The 25,099-nt window shown below is 62.5% G+C and carries 28 protein-coding genes and 1 tRNA gene; 12 read left to right on the top strand and 17 right to left on the bottom strand.

The window, feature by feature from the left end:
- The first annotated feature begins 9 nt into the window (after positions 1-9).
- Positions 10-765 (top strand): substrate-binding periplasmic protein, encoded by a 756-nt coding sequence (locus ACE3O2_RS00855; RefSeq protein ID WP_374334407.1) that lies wholly within the window; start codon positions 10-12, stop codon positions 763-765.
- A gap of 2 nt (positions 766-767) precedes the next feature.
- Here ACE3O2_RS00855 and ACE3O2_RS00860 read toward each other — a convergent pair whose 3' ends face one another.
- Both ACE3O2_RS00860 and ACE3O2_RS00865 read right to left on the bottom strand, forming a co-directional pair.
- Positions 768-1,862 carry an HD-GYP domain-containing protein gene (locus tag ACE3O2_RS00860; protein WP_374334408.1) on the bottom strand — a complete coding sequence of 365 codons (1,095 nt, stop codon included), beginning with the start codon at positions 1,860-1,862 and terminating at the stop codon, positions 768-770.
- A 28-nt stretch (positions 1,863-1,890) separates the two neighbouring features.
- Positions 1,891-6,048 carry a PAS domain S-box protein gene (locus tag ACE3O2_RS00865; protein WP_374334409.1) on the bottom strand — a complete coding sequence of 1,386 codons (4,158 nt, stop codon included), beginning with the start codon at positions 6,046-6,048 and terminating at the stop codon, positions 1,891-1,893.
- Between the two features lie 158 nt (positions 6,049-6,206).
- Between ACE3O2_RS00865 and ACE3O2_RS00870 the strand changes: the two genes are divergently transcribed.
- Positions 6,207-6,698, top strand: a complete 492-nt coding sequence (locus tag ACE3O2_RS00870) for a murein L,D-transpeptidase family protein (protein WP_374334410.1) — start codon at positions 6,207-6,209, stop codon at positions 6,696-6,698.
- Between the two features lie 13 nt (positions 6,699-6,711).
- On the opposite strand, the gene ACE3O2_RS00875 is transcribed toward ACE3O2_RS00870, so the two are convergent.
- The 4 genes from ACE3O2_RS00875 to ACE3O2_RS00890 all read right to left on the bottom strand — a co-directional run bounded on the left by ACE3O2_RS00875 (position 6,712) and on the right by ACE3O2_RS00890 (position 10,230).
- Positions 6,712-7,899 (bottom strand): hypothetical protein, encoded by a 1,188-nt coding sequence (locus ACE3O2_RS00875; protein ID WP_374334411.1) that lies wholly within the window; start codon positions 7,897-7,899, stop codon positions 6,712-6,714.
- A 97-nt stretch (positions 7,900-7,996) separates the two neighbouring features.
- Positions 7,997-8,911 carry a 2Fe-2S iron-sulfur cluster-binding protein gene (locus ACE3O2_RS00880; protein WP_374334412.1) on the bottom strand — a complete coding sequence of 305 codons (915 nt, stop codon included), beginning with the start codon at positions 8,909-8,911 and terminating at the stop codon, positions 7,997-7,999.
- A gap of 2 nt (positions 8,912-8,913) precedes the next feature.
- On the bottom strand, positions 8,914-9,807 hold the full coding sequence (locus ACE3O2_RS00885) for a pyridoxamine 5'-phosphate oxidase family protein (RefSeq protein ID WP_374334413.1): 894 nt from the start codon (positions 9,805-9,807) through the stop codon (positions 8,914-8,916).
- Between the two features lie 45 nt (positions 9,808-9,852).
- A complete protein-coding gene (locus tag ACE3O2_RS00890) occupies positions 9,853-10,230 on the bottom strand; it encodes a DsrE family protein (protein WP_374334414.1) in 378 nt (125 codons plus the stop codon).
- Positions 10,231-10,380: 150 nt separating this feature from the next.
- On the opposite strand from ACE3O2_RS00890, the gene ACE3O2_RS00895 reads away from it, so the two are divergent.
- Positions 10,381-10,950, top strand: a complete 570-nt coding sequence (locus ACE3O2_RS00895; protein WP_374334415.1) for a TetR/AcrR family transcriptional regulator — start codon at positions 10,381-10,383, stop codon at positions 10,948-10,950.
- Here ACE3O2_RS00895 and ACE3O2_RS00900 read toward each other — a convergent pair.
- Complete coding sequence (locus ACE3O2_RS00900) at positions 10,947-11,927, bottom strand: GlxA family transcriptional regulator (RefSeq protein ID WP_374334416.1); 981 nt, start codon at positions 11,925-11,927, stop codon at positions 10,947-10,949. The two genes, ACE3O2_RS00895 and ACE3O2_RS00900, sit on opposite strands and share 4 nt — an antisense overlap.
- Positions 11,928-12,060: 133 nt before the next feature.
- Between ACE3O2_RS00900 and ACE3O2_RS00905 the strand changes: the two genes are divergently transcribed.
- Positions 12,061-12,684, top strand: coding sequence for a cysteine hydrolase family protein (locus ACE3O2_RS00905; RefSeq protein WP_374334417.1), 624 nt, complete (start codon positions 12,061-12,063; stop codon positions 12,682-12,684).
- A 152-nt stretch (positions 12,685-12,836) separates the two neighbouring features.
- On the opposite strand, the gene ACE3O2_RS00910 is transcribed toward ACE3O2_RS00905, so the two are convergent.
- The 9 genes from ACE3O2_RS00910 to apaG all read right to left on the bottom strand — a co-directional run bounded on the left by ACE3O2_RS00910 (position 12,837) and on the right by apaG (position 19,682).
- Positions 12,837-13,640, bottom strand: coding sequence for a MipA/OmpV family protein (locus ACE3O2_RS00910; protein WP_374334418.1), 804 nt, complete (start codon positions 13,638-13,640; stop codon positions 12,837-12,839).
- A 241-nt stretch (positions 13,641-13,881) separates the two neighbouring features.
- Complete coding sequence (locus ACE3O2_RS00915; RefSeq protein ID WP_374334419.1) at positions 13,882-14,724, bottom strand: phosphate/phosphite/phosphonate ABC transporter substrate-binding protein; 843 nt, start codon at positions 14,722-14,724, stop codon at positions 13,882-13,884.
- Positions 14,725-14,965: 241 nt separating this feature from the next.
- Positions 14,966-15,041, bottom strand: a tRNA-Thr gene (locus ACE3O2_RS00920).
- A 100-nt stretch (positions 15,042-15,141) separates the two neighbouring features.
- A complete protein-coding gene (locus ACE3O2_RS00925; protein WP_374334420.1) occupies positions 15,142-15,777 on the bottom strand; it encodes a LysE family translocator in 636 nt (211 codons plus the stop codon).
- A gap of 97 nt (positions 15,778-15,874) precedes the next feature.
- Positions 15,875-16,039 (bottom strand): hypothetical protein, encoded by a 165-nt coding sequence (locus tag ACE3O2_RS00930; RefSeq protein ID WP_374334421.1) that lies wholly within the window; start codon positions 16,037-16,039, stop codon positions 15,875-15,877.
- A gap of 18 nt (positions 16,040-16,057) precedes the next feature.
- Positions 16,058-16,564, bottom strand: coding sequence for a hypothetical protein (locus tag ACE3O2_RS00935; protein WP_374334422.1), 507 nt, complete (start codon positions 16,562-16,564; stop codon positions 16,058-16,060).
- On the bottom strand, positions 16,561-17,211 hold the full coding sequence (locus ACE3O2_RS00940; protein WP_374334423.1) for a hypothetical protein: 651 nt from the start codon (positions 17,209-17,211) through the stop codon (positions 16,561-16,563). Before ACE3O2_RS00940 ends, ACE3O2_RS00935 begins: the two co-directional genes overlap by 4 nt.
- A gap of 26 nt (positions 17,212-17,237) precedes the next feature.
- Complete coding sequence (locus ACE3O2_RS00945) at positions 17,238-18,482, bottom strand: hypothetical protein (RefSeq protein ID WP_374334424.1); 1,245 nt, start codon at positions 18,480-18,482, stop codon at positions 17,238-17,240.
- A gap of 816 nt (positions 18,483-19,298) precedes the next feature.
- Positions 19,299-19,682 carry a Co2+/Mg2+ efflux protein ApaG gene (gene apaG / locus ACE3O2_RS00950; RefSeq protein WP_374334425.1) on the bottom strand — a complete coding sequence of 128 codons (384 nt, stop codon included), beginning with the start codon at positions 19,680-19,682 and terminating at the stop codon, positions 19,299-19,301.
- Positions 19,683-19,777: 95 nt separating this feature from the next.
- Here apaG and rpe point away from each other — a divergent pair, with 95 nt between their 5' ends.
- From rpe to ACE3O2_RS00980, 6 genes are all read left to right on the top strand, one after another.
- On the top strand, positions 19,778-20,461 hold the full coding sequence (rpe, locus tag ACE3O2_RS00955) for a ribulose-phosphate 3-epimerase (protein WP_374334426.1): 684 nt from the start codon (positions 19,778-19,780) through the stop codon (positions 20,459-20,461).
- Positions 20,458-21,207 (top strand): SDR family NAD(P)-dependent oxidoreductase, encoded by a 750-nt coding sequence (locus tag ACE3O2_RS00960; protein ID WP_168876012.1) that lies wholly within the window; start codon positions 20,458-20,460, stop codon positions 21,205-21,207. The genes rpe and ACE3O2_RS00960 overlap by 4 nt, the downstream gene beginning before the upstream one ends.
- On the top strand, positions 21,204-21,878 hold the full coding sequence (locus tag ACE3O2_RS00965; RefSeq protein WP_374334427.1) for a phosphoglycolate phosphatase: 675 nt from the start codon (positions 21,204-21,206) through the stop codon (positions 21,876-21,878). The genes ACE3O2_RS00960 and ACE3O2_RS00965 overlap by 4 nt, the downstream gene beginning before the upstream one ends.
- Before the next feature lie 91 nt (positions 21,879-21,969).
- Positions 21,970-22,425: a contact-dependent growth inhibition system immunity protein gene (locus tag ACE3O2_RS00970; RefSeq protein ID WP_374334428.1), complete on the top strand. Its 456-nt coding sequence runs from the start codon at positions 21,970-21,972 to the stop codon at positions 22,423-22,425.
- Between the two features lie 148 nt (positions 22,426-22,573).
- Entirely contained in the window at positions 22,574-23,023 is a 450-nt protein-coding gene (locus ACE3O2_RS00975) for a hypothetical protein (RefSeq protein ID WP_374334429.1), read from the top strand.
- Entirely contained in the window at positions 23,020-23,511 is a 492-nt protein-coding gene (locus tag ACE3O2_RS00980; protein ID WP_374334430.1) for a hypothetical protein, read from the top strand. The genes ACE3O2_RS00975 and ACE3O2_RS00980 overlap by 4 nt, the downstream gene beginning before the upstream one ends.
- A gap of 10 nt (positions 23,512-23,521) precedes the next feature.
- Here the strand turns inward: ACE3O2_RS00980 and ACE3O2_RS00985 are convergent, their stop codons facing one another.
- Complete coding sequence (locus ACE3O2_RS00985) at positions 23,522-23,815, bottom strand: hypothetical protein (RefSeq protein WP_374334431.1); 294 nt, start codon at positions 23,813-23,815, stop codon at positions 23,522-23,524.
- Between the two features lie 149 nt (positions 23,816-23,964).
- Between ACE3O2_RS00985 and ACE3O2_RS00990 the strand changes: the two genes are divergently transcribed.
- Positions 23,965-24,729, top strand: a complete 765-nt coding sequence (locus tag ACE3O2_RS00990) for an SDR family NAD(P)-dependent oxidoreductase (protein ID WP_374334432.1) — start codon at positions 23,965-23,967, stop codon at positions 24,727-24,729.
- A gap of 22 nt (positions 24,730-24,751) precedes the next feature.
- Complete coding sequence (locus ACE3O2_RS00995) at positions 24,752-25,069, top strand: YciI family protein (protein ID WP_168876020.1); 318 nt, start codon at positions 24,752-24,754, stop codon at positions 25,067-25,069.
- Positions 25,070-25,099 lie beyond the last annotated feature (30 nt).

The raw sequence follows: 25,099 nt of genomic DNA on the forward strand, positions 1-25,099 counted from the left end.
GGTAAGCGGATGCGGACCGTGCTGCTGGTGGCGTGCCTGCTGTTTTCGGCGATTCACGCCTGGGCGGGCGAGACATTGAAAATCGCTGCGGGGCTGTGGCTGGAGCCTTACGTGATTCAGGGTAAGCCACCCCGGGGCATGGAGCTGGATATCGTGCGTGAGGCTCTGCAGCATGCTGGCTTTCAGGTGACATTCATCCTGCAGCCTTTCCACCGGAGCAAGCTGCTGTTTACCACGGGTGAGGTGGATGGCGTGATGACCATTCAGGAAAGCTTCCCGGAGGCCAAGGCGGCCTATCTTTCCGAGCGGTATATCGCTTACCGGAATCAGGCCATTTCCTTGCAAACCCGACAGCTCCAGATCTACAGCATGGCAGACTTGCAGGGGTTTTCTGTTGAGGCCTTCCAGCAGGCCCAGTTTGCACTGGGAGAGGAATTTGCGGCAGTAGTACGCAAGCATCCGTCTTACAGTGAGACTGCGGATCAGCGTACGCAGGTCTTGAAACTGCTGGCAGGCCGGACGGATGTGGCGGTGATGGACGAACGGATTTTCCGCTATCAGCAGGCCCGCCTGCAAAAACAGCCCCCTGTCAACGTGCCCCCTTACCTGTTGCGGGGTACCGTTGAGATGCATAACCTGTTTCCCGCCACCTGGTATCGCATCGCGTTCAGAAAGCCCGCGCTGCGGGATGCATTCGACCGGGGCCTGGCCTTCCTGCGTACCAGCCACCGCTATCAGCAGATCGTGGATCAATACTTGCAGTAAGCCTACTCCTCATCCCGATAGCGCTCGGCAATCTCGCGGAATTCGGCTTCGATCTGCAGGAAGGCATCGAGAATGTCGGGGTCGAAGTGGCGAGCGCGGCCTTCGCGCAGGATGCGCACCGCTTCTTCGTGCGGGAAGGGGGGCTTGTAGACGCGGCGGGAGATGAGGGCATCGTAGACGTCGGCCACCGCCATCAGCCGGGCGGAGAGCGGGATGGCGTCGCCCGCCAGCCCTTCCGGGTAGCCGCTGCCGTCCCATTTTTCCTGATGGTAGTGCGCAATCTCGCGGGCAAAGGTGAGGAAGCTGTTGCTGCCGCCCAGCTCGCGCTCAACACTGAGGATGGTGTCCCGCCCGTAGAGGGTGTGCTTTTTCATTTCTTCAAATTCTTCTGCATCCAGCCGCCCCGGCTTGAGAAGAATACGATCGGGCACCCCCACCTTGCCGATGTCGTGCAATGGGGCGGATTTGTACAGCAGGGTAATGTTTTCCTCGGTGAGGGTATCGGCAAAGCGCGGGTGCTGGCGCAGGGTGCGGGCGAGCGCGGCGACGTAGTGTTGGGTGCGGCGGATGTGGTTGCCGGTCTCGTTGTCGCGGGTTTCTGCCATCGAGGCCATGGCGGTGATCAACGCATCCTGCAGGCGGCTGAGTTCGGCGGTGCGCTGCTGCACCAGGTGTTCCAGCAGCTGATTCTCCCCCTTCAGCCAGCGGCTGGCCTGACGCAGGCGCAGGTGGGTAGCGACACGGGCATAAAGGATGGGCGGGCTGATCGGCTTGGTGAGGTAATCCACCGCGCCGAGGCTGAGACCATACTCTTCGTCTTCATCCTGGCTGCGGGCGGTGAGGAAAATCACCGGAATGTCGGCGGTATCCGGGTTGGCCTTGAGCTGGCGGCAAACGCTGTAGCCGTCCATCTCCGGCATCATCACGTCGAGCAGGATCAGGTCGCAGCTGGGGGCCAGCTGCAGGGCCAGCGCGCCATTGACGGCAAGCCTGGTCCGGTAGTGGTCTTTCAGCAACCCGGCCATCAGGCTGAGGTTGTCTGGCGTGTCGTCCACCACCAGCAGGGTTAGCGGGCTGTTGCTCAGCGGCTCGGCCATGGGTGTGCTCCGCAATGATCCGACGGATTCAGGTCTTCCCTTCTTCCTTCAGTATTGCGGATGCCGCCGGGAAATCAAACCGGGACAGGGCCTGATTCAGCTTTAGCAGACCAGCGGCACCTAAACGGGCGCGGAGGAGGTCTTGCATGCCGGCGGCCATCTCACAGGCCTGTGCATCACACTCCCCCAGCAAGGTCAGTAACTGCTGTAGCGCCGTCTCCGGAGGTACGTCTGTGGCTTCGGCCTCATCGCCCTGCTGCGCCAGCCATGCGGCGGCATGGTGCAGGATGGATTTCAGCTCGGCGGCCAGCGTGTGCAGGGCGTCGGCAACACGCGCTTGCTGGTCGGCATGCAGGGCCTGCTCCAGTGTATTGGCGGCTTCGGCCAGCGCGTCTGCACCGAGGGTGGCGGCCACGCCACGCAAGGTGTGGGCACGACGTTCCGCATCGGCCATCTGGCCCGATTCCAGTTCGGACTGCAGCGCAAACAGGCAGTCGCGCTGGCCTTCGACAAAGCGAGCCAGCATGCGACGGAAAAAGGCGATGTCCCCTCGCATGCGGTGAACGGCGGCGTCCATGTCCAGCCCGGGAATGGGAATCCCCACCTGTGGCACCGGTGCGGGTGGCGGGGATGTGGCCGGACGGGCGATCTGACCGCGCCCCGCCCACTGTGACAGGGTGGTGTAGAACGCCGCCGGATCAATCGGTTTGGTGATGTGGTCGTTCATCCCCGCGCGCAGGCAGCGCTCGCGCTCGCTTTTCATAGCATGTGCGGTCATGGCCAGCACTGGCAAGCGAGCCAGCGCGGGGTCTTCACGCAGCAGCCGGGTGGCGGTCAGGCCATCCATATCCGGCATCTGGATATCCATCAAGACCAGGTCTACCGGGTGGTCGCCATGCAAGGCGGCTTGCAGCAGCTGCAGCGCCTCTTCGCCATTGTTGGCGACGCTAACCTGCGCCCCGGTGCCTTGCAGCAGCTCCAGTGCAATCTGCTGGTTGACATCGTTATCCTCGGCCAGCAGGACATGCAAGCCGGAGAAATCCGGCGGTACATCCACCGGGCGGGTCGGGATCAGGGCGGTGGGTTGATACAGGGCCATCACCCGCTGCTGCAAGGTGGAGAGGAGCAAAGGCACCGGCAGCGTTCCCTCCACCGAGCTGCCCTCGACCTCACGGCGTGCGGGCTCGTCACTGGCCGGGTAGAGCAGCAAGACCTTGGGCGGGGGCTCCGGTAGCAGGGACAGTAATGAAACCCCTACCCCATCCGCCGGGTCCAGCAGCAGCAACTGGCATGCATGCTGTTGCAAGGCATGCTGCGCCTGCGCCCCATCCGCGACCGCTTCAACGGTCAATGGCATGGTACGCAATGCAGACAGCAACCACTCACGCCAGGGGTCATCTCGTGCAACCAGCAAACAGCGCTGCCCGGTCAATGCGGCAGGCCAGTGGGTGGCCGGGGCGGGGCGTAACCTCAGCTGTGCCGTGAAATATACACGGGTCCCCTCGCCTTCCGTGCTGTCGATGCCGATATGACCTTGCATCAGCTCTACGATCGCCTTGGCGATGCTGAGCCCCAGCCCGGAGCCGCCAAAGCGGCGGGTAGTCGAATCATCCGCCTGGCTGAAGGCATGGAACAGCCGCTCAACCTGGGCTGCGCTGAGCCCGATGCCGGTATCCCGTACCTCAAAGGTCAACTCATGACATTCATCATCCAGCACCCGCGTACTGCAGGTCAGCGTCACCTCGCCAGCCTCGGTGAACTTGATGGCGTTGTTCAGCAGATTGATCAGCACTTGCCCCAGCCGCAGTGCATCGCCCAGCCAAAAGCGTGGCACTGCAGGGGGCACCAGCACCTGGTAGCGCAAGCCCTTCTCATGGGCTTTGCCACAGGTGACCGAGATCACATGCTCCAGCACCCGGTCCAGATCAAATTCCACCGGCTCCAGGTGCAGTTTGCCCGCCTCGATACGGGAGAAATCCAGAATGTCATTGATGATGCCCAGCAGCGCCACCCCGGCACGGTGGATTTTCTCGACATAATCGCGCTGTTGTGGCGACAGGGCCGTGCGCAAGGCCAGGTGCGCCATGCCGATGATGGCATTCATCGGCGTGCGGATCTCGTGGCTCATGTTGGCGAGGAACATGGATTTGGCGTGGGTGGTTTCCTCTGCCAGCTGGCGGGCCAGCTCGGCCTCCTGCAGCTCCAGCTGGAACTGGCGTAGCTGCAGCTGCTCCCGCTCTGCCGTGCTTTGCAGCAAACGCTCTTCGAGCTGCTTGCGCTCAGTGATGTCAGAGATGAAGGACAGGGTGGCGGGCTCGCCATTCCAGTCGATGCTCACTGCCGACAACTCGACCCATTGCACCCGGTCCTCCACGAGGTTGACGGTGCGGAAGCAGTAGTGAGGGGGAACGGGCTCACCACGCAAACGCCGCAAGTGATTCTCCAGTACCAGTGGCCGGTCCTCCGGATGCACCGCCGTCAGGAAAGGCTGGCTGAACAGAGTTTCCCGATCCAGCCCGGTCAGGGTCAACACGCGTGGATTGGCATACACAATATGCCCGTTGGCCACCGCCAGAATGCCTTCGGTGACATTGTCCAGCACCAGCCGGTGCTGCTCTTCCGAGCGGTTGAGCGCAGCCTGCAGCTGATGGCGTCGGTCCACATCCAGAATGGCCCACACCGAGCCACACAAGGGGTCCAGCCGATCAATCAGCTGCCCCGACAGCAGCGCCCAGAACACCGTGCCATCAGCACGGCGCAGAGGCCGTTCTTCCTCATGGGCACTGCCCGCCTGCATCTGCTGCATGGCTGCGGCCATCCACGGTGAAAAAACCGTGTCTTCGGCAAAGTAATCCACCAGCCGACAGCCTGCCAGACTATCGGCAGACACCCCCAGCAAATGCCCCAATGCCGGGTTACCCCACTGCACCCGGCCATCGCCCGTCAATTGCAGCATGCCAATCAGGGTATTGCCGAGAATGGTCTCCCGCTCCTGCAAGGAGCGCTGCAGCTGGGCCTCCATCTGCTGCCGCTCGCGCACCATCTGCTCGGCATGATGCTGGCGCAGTTCGGCGTCTTTCAGTGCTTGCTTCATGTGTAGCGATTGCAGCCGTACCCGGGTCGCAATGCCCTGAGCCTTTTGTGCCACCTGCTGGTGCTGGCGCAAGGTGGCGCAGGCCTGTTGCCACTGTCCCAGCTTGCCCTGAACCTCAGCCAGCTCGTTGAGTGCACTCAGGGTCATCAGCACGTAACCCATGTCGCCGACATCCGACAGCGCATGCTGGAATGCCCGCACCGCCTCCTCCAGTCGTCCCCGCCGGTGGTGGATATGCCCCACCGCCCACCAGCCATAGGGCTTCAACTGGCGATCTTCGAAATCGTGCACCCGATCCGCCGCCATCTTGGCATACAGTTCGGCTTCATCCAGCCGCCCTAGCTGTGCCCAGACATAGGATGCCACGGAGAGGCAGAAATACCAGGTCGACAAGTCCATGCCGTCTTCCTGCGCCGTATCCTTCATGGCCGGCCCCAGGACCTTCGCTGCCTGCTCAAAATCCTGCTTGGAGACATGGCACAAGGCCAATACCGTGCGAACAAAATACCCCAGCCAATGCTCGCGCACGGTGGGCAACAACTGCAATGCCTCATTCAGCACGATACTGGCGTCATCGGTGTTGCCACTGGTGTAAAACAACTCGCCGATATTGGTGAGGATATGCACCGTACGCTCGGGCATCTGCAAAGTACGCGCCATCTCCAGTGCAGTCTGGAAGTGGGTGATGGCTTCATCCGACAGGCCCCGGTCCTGCTCGGAAATGGCACAAGCATTCAGTGCAAACACACCGGCCGGGCTGGGGGTAGACATGAGCAGCGGTAGCACTTGCTCCCGAGCACAACGCAAGGCCTCATCCAGCTTTCCGATCCGGCGCAGCCGCGCTTGCGCCGCTGCACGCACCCATAGCAGCAACTCGGCATCCGGCACCCGCGTCAGGTCACCCTCCAGCTGACCTAGCGCGACCTGCAGCCGATCGAAATCTCCGCTGAAGTAGTACTGAAACGCCAGCGCCACCCTCGCACCGAGTTCAGCCCGAACGTCCCCCGCACTGGCCGCCTGTTGCAGCAAAGTCTGCGCCTGCTGCACCCCCGCCGTTGGATTATCGCGCATGCGGTCAATGGCTTCTGCCATGCAAGACCGCCAACGCGTCAGCTCCACCTCTTCCCCCATACCGACTCCATCCAGTCAGTTCAGATTGATTATATGCCGTGAATGGTGGCTTTGCTGGCAAGCGGGGAACCCATGACAAGGGAATGCGTCTGAGCCACATCGTTTGTGGAGAAACCGTCATGTACCCACGCTGCCTGGCAGCGCTTTGCGCATTGCTGCTCTGCCTCCCGCTCGCCGCAGCGCCGCTGCAAGCCGACCGGGTGGTGGTGGACAAATCTGCCCGGCAACTGACCCTCTATCGGCAGGGAAAAATCCTGTTGCAGCTACCCATGGTGCTGGGCGGCGTTCCCCGTGGCCACAAGCAGCAGCAGGGTGACCGGCGAACGCCGGAAGGGCGCTATCTGCTGGACTGGAAAAACCCGGACAGCCGCTACTTCCGTTCCATCCGCATCAGCTACCCCAATGCGGAGGACCGAGCGCGGGCAGCGTCTCGTGGCGTGAATCCCGGTGGCGACATTTTCATCCACGGGCAGCCTAACCAGAGCCGCTGGCCGGAAAGTGTGCTGCAGGAAGTCGATTGGACCGATGGCTGCATCGCACTACGCAATGCAGACATGCAAGCGGTGTGGGATCGGATCACCGTGCCGGTGAGTATCGAGATCCGCCCGTAGCCAAGGGGCAAGATCAGGCGGCGACCGCCAGAGCAGGTACACTGCGCCCGGCACTGAGCGCCTGCTTGCAGCGGCGCATCAAGGCCTTGTCCCCTTTGGCCTTCAGCCAGTCGCGGATGGCAGACAAATGCTGCTTGGCCAGCTTGCGCTCACCCAGCGCCAGCAAGGCCAGTGCATAATGCGCCCGCATGTCCAGCAGCAGCCCGCACATGGGGGGCGAATCCAGCTGGCGACAGGCCTGCTGCATGGCCAGCTCCAGGTGCGGCAACGCCAGCCTCGGATGCCCTGTATTGAGGGCAATCAGACCTCGGCTGTAATGCAGGCACAGGCTGGCCATGCCTTCCAGCCGGGATTCATCCACCTCGTCCAGCAACTTGCGCGCCGCCTGCGGGTTCTGTCCCCAGCGGACCTGCACCAGTGCCAGATCCAGCCGGCTGTGCGATGTGGGTGCCAGAATATGGGCCTCATGCAGGCGCAGCAACATGCCGCGGTAGTCGCCCGCAGCATGATGAATGGTCGCCACCCGCGCCAGATAACGGGCCGGGCCCAGCGCTGCATCGCGGGCATAGTGGTCGATCTGGTCCAGCGCCTGTTGCAGTCGCCCCTGCCCGGCTTCCGCCATGGCCAGCCGGAAATCCAGCTCCTGCCGGGGCAATGGGGTACTCAGCCAGCCGCGCGGCAGGCGCATCAGCCGTCGCAGCCAGCGACCCGATGCGCTCCAGTCGCCCCACTCCGCCGAGAACAAGGCCAGACGATACAGCGCCTCTGGCAAGGACGACCACAGAAACCACACGGCGTAGCCCAGCAAGGCGATGGCGGGTACGCCATGCGCCCAATCCAGTGGATGGCGAAACAGCAAAGCCAGCAGCAACCACCCTGCCAGCGGCCCCCACCAGGCCACCTGCCGCAGGCTTACACGGCCCAGCTGCATCCACAGACCGGAGGCGGGGTGCAAGCGGGCCTCTTCGGTAGCGGTCAGGTTAAACTGCGGGCGGCTGAAACGCTCGTGCACCACAGGGGCCGTATCGGTGGACTCATGCAGCTCAATCTCCAGATAACCACGCTGTGCCAGCGTCGCCCGTGCCGCCGCATCGTCACTGGCGGTCACTTGACCGCTCAATGCACGCCCTTCCGGCGTCCGCGCCCGATAGGTGAAATGAAACACCGCCCGTACCCACCCCATGATGAATGTCGAGAGCATGCGCGGGCCGGGCCAGGCTGGTCAAGCCACGGCGGCGTGGACGGCAGCACGGGCCGGATGAGCGGTGCAACATGGCGATTCTCGCCGGGCAGGACAGCTACAGGTCCAGCTGCAATGCCGTGCCTGTGGCCCAGGACACGCAAGGGCACATGCCTTTGGCGCGTTGCGCCGGGGTCAGGCACACGTCGCGGTGGTCAACCTCGCCGCCGGTCACTTCGGCGTAGCAGGCACCACATTCGCCCCGCAGGCATTCATACGATGTCCAGGCTCCCGCCCGTTGTGCCACTTCCAGCAGCGTCTCTCCCGGTTGTGCCAGCACCGTGACGCCGGTACGGGTCAAGGTCAGCGCTACGGGCTGGTCCTGCGGGCGACGTACCGCACCGAAGCTTTCCATATGCAACGCGGCAGCAGGCAAGCCCAGTTGCGCGGCTCGGGCCTTCACCGCCTCCAGCATGCGGTGGGGGCCGCATACATAAAAGGCGCTCCCAGCGGGCGCTTGCTGTAGCAGCGACTCCAAATCCAGCCGTTCACCGTGTGCTTTGACATAGGTGTGCCGATGCGGCCCCAGCTGATCCGGCAACAGCAATCGGTCGACAGACTGTACGGCGTAATGCACCTCAAACGAGCGTCCGGCCTGGCTGAGCGCATCCACCATGCCGAAGAACGGCGTCACCCCGATGCCGCCCGCCAGCAAGACGGTATGGGGCGCATCCGGTTGCAAGGGGAAGGCGTTGTAGGGGCCGCTGGCAGTGACCTCATCGCCCACCTGCAGTTGCGTGTGTATCCAGTCCGAGCCGCCCCGGCCCGGCTGGGCACGCTGGACACAAATCTGGTAGTGCTCGCGTGTTGTCGGCAAGGAAGTCAGGCTGTAGCGGCGCTCGCCAACCGGCGAGTGCAGGGTCAGGTGTGCCCCGGCGGTAAAGCCGGGCAAGGGGCTGGCATCCGCAGCCACCAGGGTCAGCTGCACCACATCGGTGGCGAGTAGGGTTTTACGCTGTACGATGAGTTTCATGATCAAGGATTAAACGGTGAGTAATCAACAAAGTCCCAGTTAACGCGGCTATCCAGCGGGGCAATGCGCCACTGCTCGGGCTGCACCCGCCACCAGCGATTGGTGCCCCCGGTGGCCTGCTCGGTACCCGGCACCGCCAGCTCGATCGCGGCGGGGCCGCTCAACAGCAGTTGCTGGTGACGGCTAAAATTGAGCAAGCACAAGCCCGCCTGCGGATACACCTGGATATTGCCCAGGGTGCCAAACATGGCATTGCCGGCGTAGTCCGGTATGCGCAAGGTGTCCCCCTCGCGCAGCACAAAGCCTGCCGGGCCACCCCGATGCGAGCAGTCCAGCCCATGCGCCGGGTGGACACTGGCCACAAACAGCGTATCCGTTTCCGCCAGCCACGCATCCAGGGTGTCCGGCACGCCCTGCCCTGTCATGACATCAGACGTTGGCGCAGGCGCGGCCTCGCCCCATTGAGGAATACGGCGCTGGATGTACTTCGGGCAATTGGGGTAGGCCTGCTCTACCGCCACCCGCAACAGCGGTCCCTCCTGCTGACTGACCCGTCCATTCGCCCGCAAGCGGCGACGGCTGCTGAGCTCAATGAACAGCAGGCCAAGCGCTTGCCCCAGCTGCAGGTCTACGGCCGCATCATCCGGTAAACGGAGCTCGACTTCGTCGCCCCCTGATGAAACCTGGGCAAAGCCTGCCTGCCCCTCCAGCCAGCGCACCCAAGGCTTCCCGGCGGGGTCTTGCCAGGCCAGCGCAAACCCCGTTTGCAATGCGACGAAGGGCCGCGCCAGCACCGGTACCAGCCGGGTGATGGCGTGGCCATTCAGCAACGCCTTGTGTCGCTCGCCGGTGGCTTCCTGGATGGCCACTTCACCTTCATGAAACAGATCGTCCATGCGGATTCTCCGGTCAGGCAGCCCGTTGCCGGGCTGCCAGCATGATCAGAACGTCAACAGGCGGTAACCATCGTCCAGATACTTGGACAGGTCGATGATGCCGGAGGTACCCGGGATGGCCTTTTCACGGATCAGCTGGGCACCGGCTTCCGTCGCTTCCTCAGTGGCGCCGAATACATCAGCACAACCACCGCAGACCCCGACCACGCTGGGCTGGATGGCCTTGTACAGGGTATTGGCCGGATGCTCGGGCTTGATTAGCTCGCTGGCCCAGCGCACGCCTGCGCCCTGAAAGATCACCGCGACGGTTTGCTTCTTTTCCTGCAACTCGTAGGCGACGAACAGCGCGTTGAACAAGCGGCCCAGCGCTTCTTCCGAACCCGATTTGGCATCTGCAAAAATCACAATGGCGGTCTTGGACATGTTGAACTCCTGAGGGTGTTGATATGGTTAAAATTTATTACCGATCGTTCGGTAAATAAATGCTACAGATAAACTCGTCGACATGTCAATAGATATTTTACTGATCGTTCGGTATACTATCTGAACTGTAACCATGCCAATGAGTACACCGTGGGAAGAAAAAGCACCGTGCAGGATGCTGACCTGCTCCAGCGCATCTGTGATGCCTTTCGCGCCGCAGGCTATGAAGGCGCTACGCTCGCCACCCTGTCACTGGCCACCGGCCTGCAGAAGGCCAGCCTTTACCACCGTTTTCCGGGTGGCAAAGAACAAATGGCCGCCGAAGTACTGAACATGACCGGAGAATGGCTGGGCAAGGAAGTGCTGCAGCCGCTACAAGGCAGTGGTACGCCACGCGCCCGGCTGGAGGGCATGGTGGCCCGGCTGGACCAGTTCTATGAAGGTGGCCGCAAGGCGTGCCTGCTGAACCTGATGTCGCTGGGCCAGCCGTGTGGAGGCCCGTTTGATGCCACCATCCACAGCCTGATGACCGCCTGGGTGGATGCCCTCTCCCGGCTGCTGATCGAGACCGGGATTGAGCCCGACCTCGCCCGAGGTCGCGCCGAGCAGGCCTTGATCAGCCTGCAGGGCAGCCTGATTGTGTCACGCGGCATGGGCACGCAGCGGCCGTTTCAGGACTTTCTGGCCAATCTGCCGGATACCATGCTCGGCACGCCTTAACCCCCGTCACGCAGACTAACGGGGCGGTACAGCTTGCGCCAGGCGGCGGGGGTGATGCCGAGGTGGCGCTGGAAGTGCTGTCGCAGCGAGAGCGCCGTCGCAAAACCCACTGCCTGGGCCACCCGTTCCACCGGCCAGTCACCGCCTTCGAGCAACTGGCAAGCGACACGCACCCGCTCTTGCGCCAGCCATTGCTGCACGGTCTGGCCGGTGGCGTCGACAAAGCGGCGCTGGAAGGTGCGGCGGCTCATCAGGGCACGCGCTGCCAGTTGATCCACCTCCAGCGGGTGGTCCAGCCGTTCGCGCGCCCAGTCCAGCGTAGCGGCAATGCGCTCGTCGCCAGCCCGAACCGGCACCGGCTGCTCGATATACTGCGCCTGCCCGCCTTGCCGCTGCGGTGGCATCACCAGCCGCCGTGCCACCCGGTTGGCCGCCTGTACGCCTTGCTGCTGCCGCAGCAGGTGCAGGCAGCCGTCGATGGCGGCCACCGTTCCGGCGGAGGTCATTACCGCGCCGTCATCCAGATACAGCACATCGGCGTGCACCCGCGCCTGCGGGAAGCGCCCGGCCAGCTGCGCGCACCAGCCCCAGTGGGTGGTGACATCGCGACCGTCCAGCAAACCGGCATCGCCCAGCACAAACGCCCCCAGGCATAGCCCCACCATGCGCGCGCCCCGCTGCGCGGCCTGCTGCAGGGCATCAACCAGCACCGGGCTGGCGGGTATTGCCGGATCCCCCCAGGACGGGATGATGATCAGGTCGGCCTCCGCCAGCACCGCAAGATCATGCGCGACCTGCACCGGCAGGCCATTGGCGGTGGGCAGCAGGCCCGGCTGCTCGGCGCAGACCTGATAGTGCAAGCGGGGCAAGCCAAGTCGGCTCCAGTCCTCGCCAAACAGCAGGTCCGGCACCGAGAGGTGGAACAGGCTGATGCCGGGAAAGGCCAGTACGGCGACACGGGGTTGGATGGGCGACATGGGGCAGCACCAGGCCAATGCGGTTGGCACAATCATAATCATTTATGTCATTCATGCCAATGTTGGCGATGCGCCCTGCCCGGCACAATGCCGACATGCCTGCACGACAGGTGTCTATTTCAAGGAGAACCGCATGTCCCGCCGCGCCCTGTTGGTCATCGACGTCCAGAACGACTATATCGACGGCCCTTTTCGCATCACGTACCCCGCCGTCAATGATTCGCTGCCGAAGATCGCCGCCGCGATGGATGCCGCCACCGCGCACGGTATCCCGGTGGTGGTGGTGCAGCACAGCAGCAGTGCCGACTCACCGATTTTCCGGCCTGGTAGCCATGGCTGGGAGAACCACCCGACGGTGGCGTCACGCCCCGCCCAGTTGCAGATCGAGAAGAAGCTGGCTAGCGCGCTGGCCGGTACCGGACTGGATGACTGGCTGCGGGAACGCGAGATCGACACGCTGACCCTGGTCGGCTACATGACGCACAACTGCATCGACAGCACCGCCCGTGACGCGGCCCACCGTGGCTATCAGGTAGAAGTGCTGAGCGATGCCACCGGCTCGCTGCCCTACGCGCATGAGCGGGGTCAGGCCGATGGCCAGACCCTGCACCAGACCACGCTGACCGTGCTGCACACCGCTTTTGCGCTGGTGTTGCCACAGGCCGAGTGGCAAGCGGCGCTGGAAGGTGCGCCGCTGCCGGCCCGCAGCAATGTGTTCAGCGCCAACCAAGCGGCGCTGGCGCTACAGCTGGCCTGAGAACCTGTTTATAGCCTGCTGCGCGACGGCGATACGGCGTTGAAAACCACTTCGGAATGCTCATTTACACCCAGTAAACTCCGCTTCCTCAGTCGTTTTCGCCTTGTCTCACCCTCGCTCGCGAGACCATAAGCAGGTTCTGAGGCTCAAGATCAGAAGGTGTAAGCCGCACCAAAGAAGGCGCTGACACTGCGGGATTTCTGGGTGATCGGACTGCGCGCTGCATCACCGCGCAGCTTCGATACCCCGACCCGCCCCAGCAGGGACCAGTGCTTGTCCAGCTGGTGCTTGCCTTCGATGAACAGCTCTACGTCACGCAACCCGCCCTTGGCCTCAAAGCTGCGCAAGCCGGACTGGCTGGCCTGCCGGGCATTCACGCCAAAGAAGGTTTCGGCGTAAGCCTTGTTCATGTGGGTGGCCGACAGCCCCACGCTGACTTCGGTCTGCTGAGTCTGCACCACGGCGTAGCTGCCTTCGATGCTGGTGAGCATGCCGCCCTTGCGCCCGGTTTGCCCTGGCAAATCATCCTTGCCCATGCGGCGGCTCAGCGACACCCCCAGCTTCCAGCGGTCTTTTTCCCATTCGGCGCCCAGATTGAAAGTGGCACGCGCCTTGATGTCCCCCAGTCCTTTGAGGCGGTTATCGTCCTTTTCTTTGCGTTCGTCCCCGGCGGCGATCGACGCATATGCACTCCAATGTTCACTCACCGGGTACTGCACGCCCAGCCCGCGCATGCTGTCCAGAAAGAACATGTCCCGGTACGTCACATTGACGATCGGCATCAAGCCCGTTTCGCGCTTGCTGGCGCCCGGATACTTGGGCCCACTCACCACGCCCGCTCCCAGGGTGACCGACCAGTTGCTGTCCTTGTTATCCGGGGCGGTTGCCTCCTCGGCACGCACCTGCGCCCCGGCTGCCAGCACCATCATCCCGACCCACCATCCCAGCTGTTTCATGACTTCACTCCTGCGGTTGCACAAGCCGCACGGGGCGGCGACCGGTGCACTGTAAAGTCGGCGACCCTCAGGCACGCCAAAGGTAGGGCCACTGAAACCTAATACTGGCCGAAGTCCAATGCGGGTGCGGTTTACAGCGGTATACTGGCTTCAATGCGGAGAAACACACGGCATGAAAAACGGGGGCACCTGGCCCCCGTTGTTCATGCAACCCGGTGACACCGGGTGTGATCTGCAACGCTTACGCGCCGCCGTAGCGGTTGTAGGTGTCCAGATAGGGTTTGGCATCAATCTCGCGGATATTGGTCACCCGCAAGCCTTGCCACAGGGCTTTCTGCTCCGGGTTGGACATCATGGCCAGCAGTGCCTGGCGCAGTTGTGCCAGCTTTTCCGGCCCCAGCTGCTTGCTGCCCAGAATCACCCACGGCGGCAAGGCCTCGCTCTCCAGCACCGGCACCATGGCCGCGTTGCCCTTCATCTTGGCAAACACCGAGGCATCGCTCTTCACCGCGGCCAGATCGGCCATCTTGTTTTCCAGCGCGAACGGCATGGTGCCTTGCTGGCGCACCGAGTACACCGTGACCTCGTCCAGATTCACGCGTTGCGCCTTGAGCATGCTGGTGGCCACCTGATAGGTTTCACCACCGGTAATCGGCAAGGCCAGCTTCAGGCCGCGCAGGCCGGCCGGGGTCTTCAGCCGTTCACGCATGGTCGGGCTGCCCATCAACACCACCTTGCGCGGTGCCGGGCCATTGTCCAGTGCCACCAGCGGGGTGTAATCCAGCTTCTGGATCGCCCAGCCTGCCACCGTGCCCGGGCGTACCAGCACCACCTGATAGCGCTTGAAGCTTTCTGCATCAAACTGCCGATACGGCGACAAGCCATTTGCATTGACAGGCTGCTTCAGCACCTCGCTGAGCGCGGCGGCCAGCGGCTGATACTTGTTGCTGCTGTAATCGGCTTCCCCGCTGCTGCCGGAGCCTTCCTGAATACCGAAGGTCAGCGCCTGTGCGGGCATCGCCAGCCATGCCAGCCCGGCCACCACGCCGGAAACCAGGGAACGCCACCGTTTGATCTGCTGCATATCCATCACCTAACTTAGTACACACAAATGAATGTGCTAATAATTTTTAACCGATTTGTAACAATCGAAACAAAATGACTAAATAGTCATGTCAATGTTTTATGACAATGAATCAGACAAAAAAACAAGCCCAAACGGGCTCAAACATCCAGACTGCCAGAGGGAGAATACGGTCAACCACGCACACAGCGCAGAAAACAGACAGGCTGCCAAACAGCCTCATTCGACACAGCAGGGGATGTGGTGCCGGTAATAGGAGTCGAACCTACGACCTTCGCATTACGAATGCGCTGCTCTACCAACTGAGCTATACCGGCGTCCACGATTGGCGGGTCTGCCAATCAGAGGGCGCGATTCTAGCAGCATTTGGCCGTTTGGGGAAGCCCGCAGCGACTTCCCCACCCTGCCCTCACACCATCAGGGCTTGATGGCGCTGCTGACCAGGCGCACGCCAAGCGCCATCATCACGGCACCCGCAGCCCGATCCAGCGCCGTCTTGAAGCGCAGATAGGTGCGGCGCGGGGCCGGAGCCGACAGCAGCAAGGCCACCGTGGCATACCAGCCAACTTCAATCATCCAGCCCCCCAGCAGCACCAGCAAGGCGAGCAGCAGGGACACCTTCCCGGGCAGGAAGGTGGCGAACACACTGGCGTAAACGATGGCGGTTTTGGGGTTGCTGATCTGGGTCGTAAACGCCATCCAGAAGGAACGGGATGCCGAGTGGGCCTGCAGGGCACCACCCCCAGCATCCGCCAGTGCGGCAGAAGCACCGTGAAAGATACGGTAGCCCAGATAACACAGATACAAGCCACCGACCACTTTCAGCACCAGATAGAGCAGCGGCACCGCCAGCAACACCATCGTCAAACCCAGCATGGCCGCAGAGGACATGAGCAGCCCGCCCAAGCCCATCCCGAAGGCGGCGGCCAGGCCATTACCGCGTGATACGGAGACAGACTCGCGTGCCACCATCACAAAGCTGGGGCCGGGGCTGACGGCGCCAATCGCCAAAGCAGCCAGAATACCCGCCAATACGTACAGGTCTTGCATCATGGAGACACTCCAGTCGGTCGAGGAAAGGATGCCGCATCGTGCACGCCATCCCGCCCCGTCGACAAGGGCCGATACGGACAGATTCACGGACCGCCGATCAACGGTCAAAGGGCACGCCCCGCTCCGCGTAGCGGACCACCATCCCGCGGGCTACATAGCCGCCTGACGACAGGCCCACCGCCACACTGCGCGCCGGCAAATCTGTGGCAATCTGCTGAGCGATGGCTGGGGTGAACTCACCGCCCGTCAAGGCGGCATGCACGCACGGTCATGCGCGGGATCAGAGGCCCGCCCCTTCATTGACGCAGCGCAAGCCCTGAACGGGAATGGACTCAAACCGGCCTGTGGTCAGGTTAGCCCGGTACGCCACACGCACCCGCGTGTACCACTCTTTGCTGGTGGCCTGAACCACTGCAACGGTAGTCTCCGCGACCTGGCCATCCCGCTGGCAAGGTACGATCACCACCTGATAGCCCTTGGGCGCGGGTGGAGAGGCCATCTGGTCGCTGACTTGCCATTGGGGCTTGTCGGCCTGGGGGCCCGCCACGGCCCGCCCTATGTACAACCAACGCTGATTGCCCTTCCACAAGGTGCCCAGGCTGAATGCGCACACTTGTTCGACGCCCAGACTGCTGGCAATGCACATGCCACCATCCTTACGCCAGCCAGCTGGCAGCGGTGGAATGGTGGTCCCGATCAACTCGCGGCTGTCTCCCGCGCTCAGCACGGGCGAGGACAACAGCAGCGCCAGCAGGGCAAGTGCGCCGATACGTGGCATGGGCTTCATTTGATGGTTTTATCCTTCAGCGGGTTCTTGTCATAGAAGGGCTTGCCCGCCAGACACTTCTTCAGCTCCTCGCGAGCCTTGATCGCGGAATGCCACTCGATATCCCCCAGGGTTTTGCCTTCGTACTCCAGATGAAAGCTGAGCTTGTCATCCATACCCGCCATGGCCGCGTCAATACTGGGCACGGCAAAGGTGATCACCGGCGTCTCGCCTATTTGCTGGCTAAAGGCATTCAGGGTGGCGGGCGCTTCATCACCCTGCTTCAAGGTCACCCGGATCTTGCCGGAGGCAGAATAAGGAAACGGCGCGCTGGCATCCAGCGAGGCAAACATCATCAGTGCGCCTTTGTAGTTCCCGCCCGGCCCCATGATGGAGACCTGCAATTGCTCCCGCGAGAACATGGCGGTGCAATACTCGCCCTTGGCGGCGTTGGACTTGCCTTGAAAGTACTGCCAGTACCCTTCCTTGTACAGCCTGCCGTACTTGGATTTCGCAAAATCCTGCTTGCCCTTCTCCACCGCCTGCTTCGCGTTCAGCTCCTTCTTGCTGCCATCCATCACGCTGGCCAGCACGTCAAAGCTCTCCTCGCCAGCGGCAAAGGCCGTACCCTTGCACAGCAGCAACATCACGATCGCCATCTTTTTCATATGCATCCTATGCGTCCCTCATCCCTTTAGCGCGTTGCCTGAGCGGCAAGGTCCTGGCACATCCGCTTGCCACCTTCTGCGCCTACGTTTCCTTCTTCATCCGCCCGCACCAGAATATCCGCCACGCGCCACTCACCGTCCTCACCCTGCCGGGTGGTGAACTCCACAAAGCAAGAGGCATAGCCCCCCATGCTGGAGGAGATCGGCTGGCCGTATACGTTGTAGGACGTCGAGCCGGGTTGCTCCCACCACTTGGTGTAGCGCAAGTACCGGCTGCCGCCCGCCTGATCAAACTCCGGGTTACCCATCGTCGCCACCACTTCGCCCTCGCTCCGCCCCTTCCACAGGGTCAGCAAGTTGGCTTCAATCTGCGGGCGCTTTTTACCATCCGCACTCACCCCCGCATCTGCCCGGCTCGCCATCGCAGCCTGACTTTTCTTGATGCCCTCCAGCAGGTTCTTGCGGGCGGCGTCGATTTCAGGCTGAGCCTGCTTGCGTATGGCCTCCAGCTTTTTGATGGCGGCTTCCTTTTCGGCCTTGGTCAGCCGCCGCGCCCATTTACCACTGGGGTCCGGGCGTTCACCGGCAAAATACCGCTCCCACCACAGGAATTGCCAGGCAAAATCCAGAAATTCGGAAGGCAGCACCTGCCCGATCAACATCGTATCGGCAGGCAGGCCAAGCTGGCTGAGCTGCTTGCCAAAGCCCTCAAAGTCGAAATCGTTACCCCGGATCGCCGTATGCAGGGCCCTGTCGACCTCAATATGATTACAGGCGATGGCACCCGCCTTGGAGAGCATGGGCGTACTGGCGGTTTTCCAGTCGCTGACGGCAATCGGCTCCGACTGCAAATCGGACCGGCGCAGCTTGTAGCTGCCCGGCCCAATGCGGAACCTGACCGCATCCCCGGCCCTGACCTTCTTGTTGCTCGCCACCAGCGTCAGCCTGGCCATGTCCATCGAAAAAGCCGAGGGGCATTCAAACTGCAGCTTCATGTGCACGAACTCGGGCTTGCCCGGATTCTCGTAAACGGCCGTGGTGTCGATCTCCAGAATCTCAGAAGGCCCCAGCACCTGAGTAGGCGGAGTACGATTGCTGATGGTCCGGATGTCAGCAAAATACGCCTCACGATCCCCCTCTTCACCCTGATAGTGCAGGATAAGCCCAAACCCGAATGTCTCTACGGGCAGCACGGTGGCCGCCGCCACTGCAAGCAACAAACGACGAACCTTCATGGTTTCCTTCCAGAACAGCAGGCGAACACGGGTCATCCCGGCCCATCGCGCCGCTCAACAAAGCGTGCTCAGGCGCACGGGCAAGCCATCAGGACGCACCGCGCCGGATGCTGGCACACGCGCACGGTATCAAAGGTAGCCACTGTAAAAGCCACCCACCGCCGCAGCAAGGGATGTGAAGCATGTTGAACAGGTGTGAGGGAGTCTTCCGGGGGGATTTAACCGGGGCAATGCGCTACGCCCCTTCATGTGGCCGGACATTACGCAAACCAGCAGCCAGAGCAGCAGCTACGTTGCCAACTTTCGCAACAACGTCTGGTGAAGTACGTTGTCGGGGGAATCGATGCGCATCGCATCAAGATCACCAAGGCGTTTATTCGCCATCACCTTTTGTAGGCGCTTATGAGGTTATTCTCTAAAGCCACACACCAGCTGGACTCATACTGAACTCAGGGAGAGGTCACATCTCTTTATTCTTTGTGACCCTGACAAGCCCCTCTCCGACTCTCTTAAAACCTTCCTGAATGAAGAAAGTTTCCCCCACACACACCATATTGCTGTAATGCTCCCACCCTAAGATTTTGATATGGACTAAGGTCTTTGTCCCTGGGGTGGCCTTCCCTGTTTCTGGATATACATGAACCCCGCCAATCAGATGCTCTGAGCAAGCGAATCTATGCAAGGGGAAGTACCCACTCGCCACGCCATGCTGTGCAGCAGACTCTACTTCTCCGTAAAATTCAATCACGGCCTCAATATCATAGTCCGCACTCAAACACATGCTTGTCATCCAGGTTCAAATTGACCGGTCTCCTGAAGGCATTGAAGAGCCTCACAACGATATATGAAACCTCAATGCAAAGTACGCGGAATACTCACGGTGAAGCTGGCGATTTCGGCTTCGAAGTGGGTGCCGTCGTCGGCGAGCATCTGGTAGCTGCCGTGCATGGTGCCGACCGGGGTGGCCAGCGCGCAGCCGCTGTTGTATTCAAAGCTCTGGCCGGGGTCGAGGTGGGGTTGCTCGCCCACCACGCCTGCACCGCGCACTTCTTCCACCTTCATGTGGCCGTCTGTGATTACCCAGTGGCGGGAGATCAGCTTGGCGCCGACGCTGCCGACATTGCGGATGGTGATGTAGTAGGCGAAGAGGTAGCGGTCCTGCGCGGGGTCGGACTGGTCTTCCAGGTATTCCGGGCGGACTGTGACTTCGATGGCGTAGCTGGAATCGTCGGCCATGGACGGTTTCCTCGTGACGAAGCGGTCATTATGCCACAGCACCGCGGGACGGGATAAAATAGACTTCATCCTGTTGACCGTCTGCCGAGCACACCATGACCGACTTCCGCATCGCCCCCAGCATCCTCTCTGCCAACCTGGCCCGTCTGGGCGAGGAAGTGGTCAACGTGGTGGAGGCAGGCGCCGACCTGATCCACTTTGATGTGATGGATCATCACTATGTGCCGAACCTGACCTTCGGCCCGGTGGTGTGTGAGGCCATCCGCCCGCTGACCACGGCGCTGATCGACGTGCACCTGATGGTGAAGCCGGTGGATGCAATGATCCCGGCCTTTGCCAAAGCGGGGGCCAACATCATTACCTTTCACCCGGAGGCGAGCGAGCATATCGACCGCACGCTGGCGCTGATCCGCGATCACGGCTGTCAGGCCGGGCTGGTGTTCAACCCGGCCACCCCGCTGCACTATCTGGATCATGTGATGGACCGGCTGGACATGGTGCTGCTGATGAGCGTGAACCCCGGCTTTGGCGGGCAATCCTTCATTCCGGAAACGCTGAACAAGCTGCGGCAGGCGCGCGCCCGCATTGACCGCTGGCGCGAGCAGACCGGCCGCAATATCTGGCTGGAGATCGACGGCGGCGTGAAGATCGACAATATCGCCGAGATTGCCGCCGCCGGGGCCGATACCTTTGTGGCCGGGTCGGCCATCTATGGCACCAGCGATTACCGCGCCACCATTGCCGCCATGCGGGCCGAGCTGGCCAAGGTGGCGGCATGAAGCGCTTTATCATCACCGGCCACAGCAGCGGGCTGGGCGAGGCGCTGGCCCGCCGCCTGCTGGCCCCGGAGCATGAGGTGATTGGCCTCGCCCGGCGGCGCAATGCGGCGCTGGACGATGTCTCCCGTGCCGCGGCGCTACCCCTGCAGCAGCATGAGCTGGACCTGAGCGAGGTGAGCACGCTGGACGAGTGCTTTACCGACCTGCTGGCCGGGCTGGAGTGGGACGGCATCACCGATGTCTATCTGGTCAACAACGCCGGCACCGTACAGCCGATTGCCGTACCGGGCCGTCAGGACCCGGATGAGGTGGTGGCCGCGCTGCAGCTGAACCTGATCGCCCCGGTGCTGCTGAGCAATGCCCTGCTGCGCCATACCGAAGCGCTGCCGGTACAGCGCCACATCCTGCACATCTCGTCTGGCGCCGGGCGCAAGCCCTACTCCGGCTGGAGTGTCTACTGCGCAGGCAAAAGCGGGCTGGACCACTACACCCGCAGCGTGGGGCAGGACCAGCCCGCGCGGCTGCAGATGGCTTCGCTCGCCCCCGGCATCATCGACACTGACATGCAGCAACAGATTCGGGATAGCGACCCGGACGACTTTCCGCTGCGCCCGCAATTCCTGCACTACTACCACCACGGCGAGCTGAGCAGTGCCGACAGCGTGGCGGTGCGCATTGCCGATTTTCTGCTCTCCGGCAGCATGGGCTGTGGCGACATCCTCGACCTGCGGGACATGGAGCCATGATACGTGCCGTAGCCTTTGATCTGGACGGCACGCTGATCGACTCCCTGCAAGACCTCGCTGCGGCTGCCAACCAGATGCGCAGCCAGCTGGGCCTGCCCGCCCTGCCCGCCGAGCGGGTAGGCAGCTATGTGGGCGACGGTGCCGCCGTGCTGGTGGCCCGCACCCTACAGGACAACCCCGCAGCCCAGCCAGACGACAGCCCACGGCAAGCCACCGCCCGCGCTGCCTTTCACCAGGCCTATCTGGCGGGGCTCAGCCAGCACACCCGTTGCTACCCCGGCATCCGCGCGCTGCTGGACCACCTGCAGCAACAAGGCCACCCGCTGGCACTGGTCACCAACAAACCACTCGCCTTCACCACCCCGCTGCTGCACGTGCTGGATCTCCACTGCTACTTCACGCTGGTGCTGGGGGGCGACTCGCTGCCCGAGAAAAAGCCCTCTGCGCTGCCGCTGCTGCACGTCGCCCAAGCACTGGACTGCCCACCCGCCCAACTGCTGATGGTCGGCGACTCCCGCAACGACCTGCTGGCCGCCCGCGCCGCCAGCTGCCCCATGCTCTGGGTCGACTGGGGCTACGGCGACCCGGCAGACGCGGCAGAGGCCAGTGGCGTGGTGTCGACGGCGGAGGAGATTGGGGCGTGGGTGGCGGAGCGGGTTGGTTTGGCGTGATATAAGCTGAAACTCGCACCACAGAAAACCTTTCGGCATGTGGCTGCTGAGTTGCCCTCTGTCGTTTATCCAGCCCTTGAGAGACACTGATTTGCCTAACCCCAATCACAAGCGGCAGAAACGACTTACGCAGACCCTGACCCAGCTCGAGAAGCAGGACTGGGGGACGGCTCAGTCAGGCTCCAATCTGGCCGTCGCCTGCCATCAGCTACGCCACAAGCCAGTGGGGCAGATGACGGTGGAAGACCTGCGGATATTGATCGGGCAGGACATCGGGCTGCCTTACCTGATGCCGCTGGCGCTGGACATCCTCCAGCATGACCCAATGGCCAAAGGGCAGCACTACCCGGGCGACCTGCTGTGTGCGGCACTCCGTGCATCCTCAGCGTTTTACCATCACTATCCGGCTTATCGCTTCGCGGTACGCGATCTGGCAGCTCTGGCATGTCATGCGGTGCAATGGCTGGAGGAGTGGGAGCAATCCTCCACGCAAAAAGCGCTGAACGAGGCGCTCAGTGCGTTTGATGCCTCCGGCCAAGCGATATGAGGCGTTAACACAGGGGTGGTACCAGCAGTTCACTTGAGCCCCCCCCGGAAGACACCCTCACGCCTCCCCCTCCTTCTTCACATCACTTGCCGTTGCGATCCCCCTGCCGCTACAGTGCGCTATCTTCCTCCTGCTTCGGTGTACCACCATGCGTGTGACCTTCTGCCTGCTGTCCTTGACCAGCCTGTTGCTCAGTCCGTTTGTCCATGCCGGGGAGTGTGCGGCGGGTGGCAAGCTGCTGTTTCAATGCACCACCAGCAAGGGCAAGCAGATTTTGCTGTGCGATAGCGGCAAGACCATTGATTACAGCTTTGGCCCGCGTGGCAAGCCGGAGATTGTGGTGCGGGCCAAGCGTGATGAGGCGTCCACCACCCAGTGGCGAGGCATGGGCCGCTATATGAATTACTCGGTGGATGTGCCGAACCGTGATGTCAGCTACAGCGTATATTGGGGAGTGGATAGGCTGGACGAACAGCATCCGGTGGAGGCCGGGGTGTATGTCATGCAAGGGGAAACCGAGCTGGCCAATGTGAAGTGTGATGGCCGCAAGCCGATTGCGCAGCGCATGGAAGGGGTGGCGCTGCGGGAAGTGGAATGAGTACGTTCCCCCCTCGACTGGGGCGCAGGCTGACGCTGCTTGCGCTGGGCTTGCTGCTGCACGTGGGCAGTGTACTGGCTCATGCCTGGCTGACGTTTGCGGATGTGCTGGCTTCTGGCGAATCGAGCTGGCCTGATGATCCCGCACGGTCCGAAATCATGCTGGGTGGCGCGCTCTGTGCGCTGGTCACTGCGGTGATGTTTGCCCTGCTGCTCTGGCCTGCCCGGCGCTGGCTCTCGCCCAGCTTGGCGCGGTGGCTATTGCCGCCTGCCTATCTGCTGCTGTGGCTGCTCTCCGCCTATTGGGTAACGGATGCTTACGTGGTGTTGCTGGGCAATACCTGGCTGCCGGTTGAAGTGCTGGCACTGATACTCAGTACCGGCCATGCCACCCTGCCCGCACTGCTGATCAATGGCTTGCTGCTCTACCGCTGGCTGTCGCAGCCCAGGAGCGGGGGCCAGCGCGCGAGTGGCGTCCAGACCGGGTAACGCAGCCGCCCTACCGCTGCAGCTTGCGCCGCGCCACCTGAAACAAGCCAGCCAGTATGCACAAGTAGAGGCATTGCAGCGGGATATCCAGAAAGCGGTCGGCCAGCCATGTACCCCAAGGCGTCCAGGACAGCGCCAGTGGCGGGTAGAGCAGCAGCCCGATGGCCCGCTCCGGCATGGCGGAGGCCACCCCATAGCCCAGAGTATCCACTCCCAGCCGCAGCAACAGCGCCACCCCCAGCACCTGAATGGTGCGGGCAATCACGGTGAGCAGTCGGGCGTGTGCGTCTTCTTGAAGCGGCATAACGTTATCCTGGGGAAACCGGCCCATGGGGCCGGTGTACTGATATGTTGCAGTATCGCCCTTGCCACGCCCGGCAGCAAGCCGCTACGCTGGCAATCGCGGAACATGGATGGCTCGGCCACACTTTGATCATGAATGGACAGCATGCAATGACAGCAGTTCTGGCAGGAAAAGTAGCGGTGGTGATGGGCGGTACCTCCGGCATTGGCTTGGCCACCGCGCAGCGCTTGATCGCCGCTGGTGCGCAGGTGGTGATCACCGGGCGGGATGCTGCCAAGGGAGCACAAGCCCAGGCCGGGCTGGGGCCAATGGCCGCTTATTTGCCCTGCGATGTGTCGCAGGCGCAGTCTGTGACCGCCTGTTTTCAGACACTGGCGTCGCGCTATGGTCGACTGGATTGTGCGGTGAATGTGGCGGCCATTCCGTTCAACCCGGCCCTGCTGCACCACACATCAGATGCAGATGCCCGCGCCCTGCTGGCCAACGACGTGCTGGGCCCCTACCTGTGCATGAAGCAGGAAATTGCGCTGATGCTGGCAGGGGGCGGCGGCACCATTGTCAATGTATCTTCTATTAACGGCCTGTCTGGCGTGGCCTCTGCCGCGCTCTACAGCGCGGGGCGGCATGCGATTCTGGGGCTGACCCGCTCGGCAGCGCTGGAATACATCGGCCAGCAGATTCGCATCAACGCGGTCTGCCCCGGTGCGGTGGATACGCCGAGGCGGCAGCAACGGGTGGCGCACCTGTCGCCCGCCGCCCAGGCCGAGGCAGCAGCACAGACGGCGCAAGCCATCCCGATCGGGCGCGTGGCGGAGGCTGCCGAGGTGGCGGAGGCCATTTACTGGCTGTGTTCCCCTGCATCATCCTATGTGGTGGGGCAGGCACTGGCGGTAGATGGTGGCTTGTCCGCCTGATGTGGCGCAAGGAGGAGGCGACATGCCGCAATTTCTCTACCAAGTCCGCCCGACACGGCTGGCGATGCTGACCGAGGGGCCAACCGAGCAAGAGTCCGCCATTCTGGGACGACACTTTGCTTATCTGGAACAGCTGCTGGCGCAAGGCGTGCTGCTGATGGCCGGGCGCACCCTCACCGAAGATGCACGCACCTTTGGCATCGCCATTCTTGAAGCCGAGTCCGAAGCCGCTGCCCTGCGCTGGATGCAGGATGACCCTGCAGTAGCGGAGGGGGTGATGCGGGCGGAGCTGTTCCCCTATCGTGTAGCCCTGTGGGCTGATGCGGGGCCACCGCGCTGACAGGATGAAGTCGGCTGGTAATCCTCAAAA

Origin of the sequence: Leeia sp., from assembly GCF_041909055.1 — a bacterium.
Lineage (GTDB): Bacteria > Pseudomonadota > Gammaproteobacteria > Burkholderiales > Leeiaceae > Leeia > Leeia aquatica.